The 6,397-nt window shown below is 68.7% G+C and carries 7 protein-coding genes and 1 pseudogene; 2 read left to right on the forward strand and 6 right to left on the reverse strand.

Annotated features, from left to right (window positions below):
* Positions 1-1,404: an MATE family efflux transporter gene (locus VCS63_RS19265; RefSeq protein ID WP_323880756.1), complete on the reverse strand. Its 1,404-nt coding sequence runs from the start codon at positions 1,402-1,404 to the stop codon at positions 1-3.
* A 130-nt stretch (positions 1,405-1,534) separates the two neighbouring features.
* Here VCS63_RS19265 and VCS63_RS19270 point away from each other — a divergent pair, with 130 nt between their 5' ends.
* Positions 1,535-2,017: a MarR family winged helix-turn-helix transcriptional regulator gene (locus VCS63_RS19270; RefSeq protein WP_042794906.1), complete on the forward strand. Its 483-nt coding sequence runs from the start codon at positions 1,535-1,537 to the stop codon at positions 2,015-2,017.
* Here the strand turns inward: VCS63_RS19270 and VCS63_RS19275 are convergent.
* The 5 genes from VCS63_RS19275 to VCS63_RS19295 all read right to left on the reverse strand — a co-directional run bounded on the left by VCS63_RS19275 (position 2,004) and on the right by VCS63_RS19295 (position 6,038).
* Positions 2,004-2,957 (reverse strand): DMT family transporter, encoded by a 954-nt coding sequence (locus tag VCS63_RS19275; protein ID WP_323880758.1) that lies wholly within the window; start codon positions 2,955-2,957, stop codon positions 2,004-2,006. The two genes, VCS63_RS19270 and VCS63_RS19275, sit on opposite strands and share 14 nt — an antisense overlap.
* Before the next feature lie 81 nt (positions 2,958-3,038).
* Positions 3,039-3,845, reverse strand: coding sequence for an AraC family transcriptional regulator (locus VCS63_RS19280; RefSeq protein ID WP_104653748.1), 807 nt, complete (start codon positions 3,843-3,845; stop codon positions 3,039-3,041).
* A gap of 76 nt (positions 3,846-3,921) precedes the next feature.
* The gene (locus VCS63_RS19285) at positions 3,922-4,416 is read right to left on the reverse strand and encodes a hypothetical protein (RefSeq protein ID WP_175200758.1); all 495 of its coding nucleotides are present in this window, start codon (positions 4,414-4,416) and stop codon (positions 3,922-3,924) included.
* Positions 4,413-4,910 carry a hypothetical protein gene (locus tag VCS63_RS19290; protein ID WP_376785090.1) on the reverse strand — a complete coding sequence of 166 codons (498 nt, stop codon included), beginning with the start codon at positions 4,908-4,910 and terminating at the stop codon, positions 4,413-4,415. The genes VCS63_RS19285 and VCS63_RS19290 overlap by 4 nt, the downstream gene beginning before the upstream one ends.
* A 159-nt stretch (positions 4,911-5,069) precedes the next feature.
* Positions 5,070-6,038, reverse strand: coding sequence for a LysR substrate-binding domain-containing protein (locus VCS63_RS19295; RefSeq protein ID WP_042794903.1), 969 nt, complete (start codon positions 6,036-6,038; stop codon positions 5,070-5,072).
* A 107-nt stretch (positions 6,039-6,145) separates the two neighbouring features.
* Between VCS63_RS19295 and VCS63_RS19300 the strand changes: the two are divergent.
* Positions 6,146-6,397 (forward strand): annotated as a pseudogene (locus VCS63_RS19300) (NADP-dependent malic enzyme); the annotation flags it as partial.

Here is a 6,397-nt window from a genome sequence, read left to right on the forward strand (position 1 = left end):
CTAGGGGCGCGCGAACAGTCCGCGCTTGCGCAAAGGCGCGCGATCGAACCAGGAGCCTGAAGCGATGGCGCCCAGGATGACCAGGCCATAGACGCACATCGCCACGGCCGCAATCGCGAAGAACAGGCTCAACGATCCCGTCAGGCGCAAGGCGATGGCGCCGGCGCCGATGGCGAGCAGCAAGCGCAGGAAACCCGCGATTAGCGGCCATTTCAGGCGGCCCGCGCCTTGTGAAGCGAAGTACATCGAGAAGCCCAGGGCGAAGAAGCCGTAGACCGGGCCGACGGTGCGCAGGTAGCTGGCGCCGGCTTCCAGCATATGGTCCTGCGCGCCGAACAGGCGCAGCCAGGCCTCGGGGAAGAACGCCGCCGCCAGTCCGATGGTCTCGGCCAGCACAAAGGCCATGGCGCCTCCGGTCAAGGCGATGCGCAGCGCGCGTTCGGGCTGGCCCGCGCCGATGTTGGATCCCACCATCGCCACCATGGGCGCGCCGAGTCCGAAGGCAATGGGCATCAGCAGGTATTCCAGGCGGACCGCGATGCCATAGCCGGCGACCGCGGCCGTGCCGGCATATGCGCCAACCAGCGCTGCCGTCAGGGCCACCAGGGCGTTGGTCAAGAGCGGGTTGATGGTGGCCAGCGCGCCCACGCTGAGTATGTTGCGCATCAGGCCCGGATACAGGCGGCTGGGCACCAGGCGCGCCGCGTTGCGCCCGCTGGCGCAGTACAGCCCCAGGATCAGCGTGCCCAGGGCGTAATAGATGACCAGCGCCCAGCCGCCTCCGGCCACGCCCAAGGCGGGAAACGGTCCCCAGCCGAAGATCAGGCAGGGCGATAGCGGGATCAGCAGCAGGGCGCCGCCGCAGATTACGGCGCCGGGCACGAGCATATTGCCGGTGCCGCGGATGGCGCTGGCGAACGCATTCATCAGCCACATCAGGACGATGCCGCCGAAGATGACGTCGGAATAGGCCAAGGCCGCCTCCAGCGCCTCGCCTTCCGCGCCCAGCGCTCGGTACAGGCGCGGACCGCCAAGCAGCAACAGCGCGCAAAAGCCCAGGCCCAATAAGCCGTTGAGCACCACGGCATGCAGCACCAGCTGGTCGGCCTCGCGTTGCCGGCCGCCGCCCAGGGACCGGGCCACCGCAGCCGAGATGCCGCCGCCCATTGCGCCTTGCGACATGTTCTGCATCAGCATCAGCACGGGCACCACCAGGGCGACCCCCGCCAGCACGGGCGTGCCCAGGCGGGCCAGGAACCACGTTTCGATCAAGCCGGTGGAGGATTGCGCCAGCATCATCAGGATATTCGGCCATGCCAGCCGCGCCAGCGTGGGCGCGATGGGTGCATGGAGCATGGCGTGCAGGCGCGCGTTGACGGGGCGGGGAGGCGGGGACGCGGACATGGCAGGAAGCCTGAGGATGGCGTCCGGATATTTACGTGCATATGCCAATAAAAGTCAAGATTGGGCTAGACTGGAACCCGGCCCGGCGGTAGCGTTTAGTCCTTGCCGCCCAACACTTATTGCGCCTGTCATGTCCGACGAACAGCCTTCCGTCCCCGCCGCCTCCATTGCGCCCGACCCGCTCGTCTGCAACGGCGCCGCGCTGCGCAAGGCGACACGGCGCGTGTCCCAGTTGTACGACACGGTGCTGGCGCCCTGCGGCCTGAAAGTGTCGCAGCATTCCATCCTGGTGCACATCGCGCGCGCAGGCACGCCGTCCATGACGGACCTGGCGCGGATCATGGTGCTGGACCGGTCGGCGCTGGCGCACAACCTCAAGCCGCTGGAGCGCGATGGCTACGTGCAGATGTCGCGCGATCCCCTGGATGGCCGCAGCCGGCGGGTGGCCCTGACGGATGCCGGCCGCGCCAAGCTGGCGGAGTCCCGGCGGTTGTGGAAGGAGGCGCAGCGCCGCTTCGAGTCGGCCTACGGCCCCGAGCGGGCGGCCGCGCTGCGCCGTTCTCTGGCCGATATCTTTTCCGACGAATTCGCTCTGGCGTTCAGCCGCGGCTAGGATCCGCGCGGGCTCCATCGCCGTGACGAGCCTGCGCTGCGGCGGCGGCCTGTCTGCTGCGTGTACGGATGCCGGACCCGGCCAGCGTCATCACTGCGCCAAGCACGCAGGCCATGCCCGCCACCTGCGCGTAGGCCAAGGATTCACCCAGCAGTCCGGCGGCCAGCGCCACGGCCGATACCGGCGCCAGCGCGGTGAACAAAGCGGCCTCGGCGCCCTGCACGCGGGCCGCGCCGGCGTACCAGAGCAGGAAGCCGCCCACGGTGGGCACCAGCGCGTAGTAGGCCACCGCCGTCAGGGCCGGCAGGGGCAAGGACAGGTTCCAGGGGGCTTCCGCCACGCTTGCCAACGCCGAGAACGCGAGGCCGAAACCCGTCATGAGCGTGGACAAGGCCAGCGGCGCCACCGGCTGGCGCAGCCGTTTATTGAGCAGGATGAACAACCCTTCGCACAGCACGGCGCCCAGGATCAGCGCATTGCCGGATAACGAGTGCGCGCCGCCCGTATCGGCTGAATGGCGCATCATCAGCCAGACGCCCAAGCCCGCTGCGGCAATGGCGGCCAGCGTGGCCTTGGCCGGACGTTCGCCCAGCAGCACGATGGCGATAGCGGCGGAAACCAGCGGGAGGGTGCCCAGGATGATGCCGCCATCGACGGCCGACGCGCGTTGCAGGCCGGCGATCAGCAACGTGGTGTAGCCCACGCTGCCGGCGGTGGCCTGGGCCGCCAGCAGCAGCCAGTCGCGCCAGCACAGCCGTGGCAGGCGCGCGCCGGTGAATGCCATCAGCAGAATGAAGCAGGGCAGGGCAATGGCAAAGCGCAAGGCGGTCGCGGTGAAGGGCGGCAAGCCCGATCCGATGATCTTGCTGGCGGCCACCGTGCTGCCTACCAGCACCATGGCCGCCGCCAGATAGCAATAGCCCTGCATGCGATTGTTCATGACCCGATTCGCGCCCGATAGGAGTAAGGCGCACAGGCTAAGCGACCGGTCCGGGGCGGGTCTTGAACGAAATTGCAGCGCTCAGCCGGCGGCCAGCGCGTAGCGGCGCGGCGACACGCCATAGGCGCGCACGAACAGGCGGGTCATATGGCTCTGGTCGGCGAAACCGACCGTGGCTGCGGCGTCGGCCAGGGACGAGCCCCGGCGGATCAGGCTGCGGGCGAGCAGCAGCCGGCGCTGAATCTGATACGCGTGGGGCGTGAGGCCGGTTTCGCGGGCAAAGGCCCGCAGCACCTGATAGCGGCTCAGCCCGCAGGCTGCGGCCAGGTCGGCCAGCGTCAACAAGGCGGCCGGGTCATCGTCGATCAGGGCGCGCGCGTGGCGGATGGCGTCGGGCGCGGCGCGTGGGCGGGGGGCCAGGCGCGCCGCGTCGCGGTCGCGCGCCTGGGCCAGGATGCGCAGCAGCAGCGCTTCGCAAGCCAGAGGCGCGGCGCCGGCGGTGGCCTCGGCATACAGCGCCAGGACGTCGCGCGCCAGCGCCGGGCGGTCTTGCGCGGGATGTTCGAATTCGTAGCTCTGGCTGCCTGCGTCCAGTTCGGCCGCGGCCTGGGCAATGACCTCGGGATCCAGGTACAGCATCTGCCAGGCGCGCCCGTGATCGCCGATGGGGGCGCCGTCATGCACTTCGCCGGGGTTTACCGTGATGACGTGGCCGGGGCCGGCCTCGACCTGCCCGCGGCCGCTGTGCGAGACCTGGGCGCCCAGGCGCATTACGCCTATGCCGAATTGCTCATGCGTATGGCGCGCGAATGCATGTCGGCTGTGCGCGGCCACGGCCTGCACGCCGGCGAGCGCACTGCGTTGCATGACGAACTGGCCTGGATTCATGGGCGGGAATGGGGGTGGGGCTGGCATGCAGTATCGCCCGCGCATCGCGGGGGGATCAAGCCGGTCGGCGTTCAGGCTACTGCAGCCCGTTCCACCGAGCGACCGAGGGTTCGGCCGCGGCCCACTTCCACTGGCCGCCCGGCTGCTGGCAGATCATGCTGGAGTAGGCGGGCGCGGGGGCATCCTTCTGCTCCACCGTGAACAGCACTTCGCGGCAATGGGCCAGCGGTGTGGCGATGTCGCGCACTGCCTGGATGCTGCCGCGCTCGTTGCCCACTGGAAGCGCATGGCGGATTTCCCATTGGCGGACCTCGCCGACGGCCAGCGCGCCGGCGGCGTTGGCCATGACGTTCTGCTGGTCGTTCTTCCATTCGCGCAGCACGTATTTCACGGTGGCGTCCACGGCGGCCTGCACGGTGACGCCGATGGCATAGCCCGCTACCGGATTGGCGGTGGCGGCGCCGCTGACCGTGCCGACCACGGCGCCGGTCGCCCCGCCGATCGAGGAACTCTGGCAGCCGGCCAGACCCAGGCAGGCGCCCAGCGCCAGCAGACTCGCGGCGCGCCTCACTGCAGCGAGCCCCAGCGGGCCGTGGCGGGTTCGGCGCTGGCCCAGCGCCAGTGCTCGCCGTCGCGGCAGACGGTGGTGACGTAGAACTCGCGTTGGGGATCGGCGCCGGCCTTGTCGGCGGGCGTATCAATCGAGAAGACCACTTCCTTGCATTCCAGGTTCACCCCGCCGATCAGGCGGCTGACGGTGACCTGGCCCCGGGCGTCGCTTTCGATGGGCAACTGGTGCTTGACTTGCCAGTTGGCCACCTTGCCTACCGCCAGCGGGCCCGCCGCCATGGCAATGGCATCCTGCTCTTCGCCGCGGGTCTTGCGTTGCGCGTAGGCCAGCGCGGCCTTGGCGCCGGCTTGCACGCCCAGGCCGATGCCGGTGGCGACCGTGGCGTTGTCCGTGACCTTGTTGGCGATGGCGGTGCCGGCGATACCGGCCGCGGCGCCCGTGCCTTCGTTCAGCAGCGAATTGCAGCCGGACAATCCGGCGAGCGCGGCGAACATGACGAGGGCGATCGCGCCGCGGCCCGGGTTGATAGGCGGAAGTGTGAACAAACTGCGTGCCCTCCTGCTTGTTGCTTGGCGCGGGAAGTATAGGAGGGCGTGCGGCCGCAGAGCGAGCGCATTTGCATTTGTTGGCAATTTTCCCGGCGCTGGCGCGGTTCAGGCGGGCGGGCGCGCGCCTTTGGTATAGGCCTCGCGCAGCGCGGCGGCGAACAGGGCGTCCACGTTGCGGCGCAGTCCGTCCGCGCGCGTGAACAGCGCGATAGGCGGGAGGGTCCAGTCAAAGGAATACGGCACGATGGCCGCTCCCGCAATGCGCACCAGTTCGTCGGCGATGTCGGCGGGCAGGATGGCGACGGCTCGGTCGCTGGCCACGATCATTTCCCCGATCAGCTTGGAGGAGTCGCTCTGTACCGAGGGCGTCGGGGGCGCCAGGCCTGCGCGCAGGAAGATCTCGGAAACCTGTTCGCGGATCGGGCTGTCGGGCGTGCCCAGGATCCAGTCCAGGTCGGCCAGCCGGTTCCATTCCAGCCGCGAGCGACCCAGGCGGGCAGCCAGCCGGCGGCTGGCGATCAGGCGCGGCTGTTGGTGGTAGAGCACCTCGAAACCCAGGTTGTCCATGTCCACCGAGGGCGTGGCCCAGCCCACCACCATGTCCAGCGTATGGTCGCGCAATTGGCGTAGCAGCGCCGGCCCCTGGCCCTCGTGGATGGTGGCGGTGATCCGGCGGCCCGCCGGCCGCGTGCGCCCGATGGCGGACGACAGCATCTGCCCGGATACGAAAGGAATGACGCCGATGTGCAGATGGGCCGCGTGGCCGGCCGCGACGGCTTCCATTTCCTGGACCAGGTGCCCCAGATCGTGGACCAGGGCGCGGGCCCGCGCCAGCACCACCGCGCCCAGGGGCGTCGGTGTCATGCCGCGCACCGAGCGTTCGAACAGGGGCACGTCGAACATGCTTTCCAGTTCCGCCAGGGCATTGGTCACGGCTGGCTGGCTGGTGGCCATGTGCTCGGCCACCCGGGTCAGCGAACCGTGCTGCTCGATCTGCAGCAGCAAGACCAGATGGCGCATTTTCAGCCGCGAGGTCAGTTTCCGGATGACGAGGTCCGGATCAAAGGCTGTCATAGGCAATGCATAAGATAAAGGTTATGGAACAATATTAAAGTTGAATGATCTGATTATGTATTGGAGCCTAGAATTTTTCCTATATCAAGACTAGGAGGCTCTGCCCCATGAATACGCAATCGGACCGCCAGGCAGCACTGGACTATCACGAGTTCCCCACCCCGGGGAAGATCTCCGTCGTGGCGTCCAAGCCGCTGGTCAACCAGCGGGACCTGGCCCTGGCGTATTCGCCCGGGGTGGCGGCAGCCTGTGAAGAAATCGTGGCCGATCCGGCCAATGTGTACCGGTACACCGGCCGCGGCAACCTGGTGGGCGTGATCACCAACGGCACCGCGGTGCTGGGCCTGGGCAACATCGGC

Origin of the sequence: Achromobacter sp. D10, from assembly GCF_035282245.1 — a bacterium.
GTDB classification, from domain to species: domain Bacteria; phylum Pseudomonadota; class Gammaproteobacteria; order Burkholderiales; family Burkholderiaceae_B; genus Achromobacter; species Achromobacter insolitus.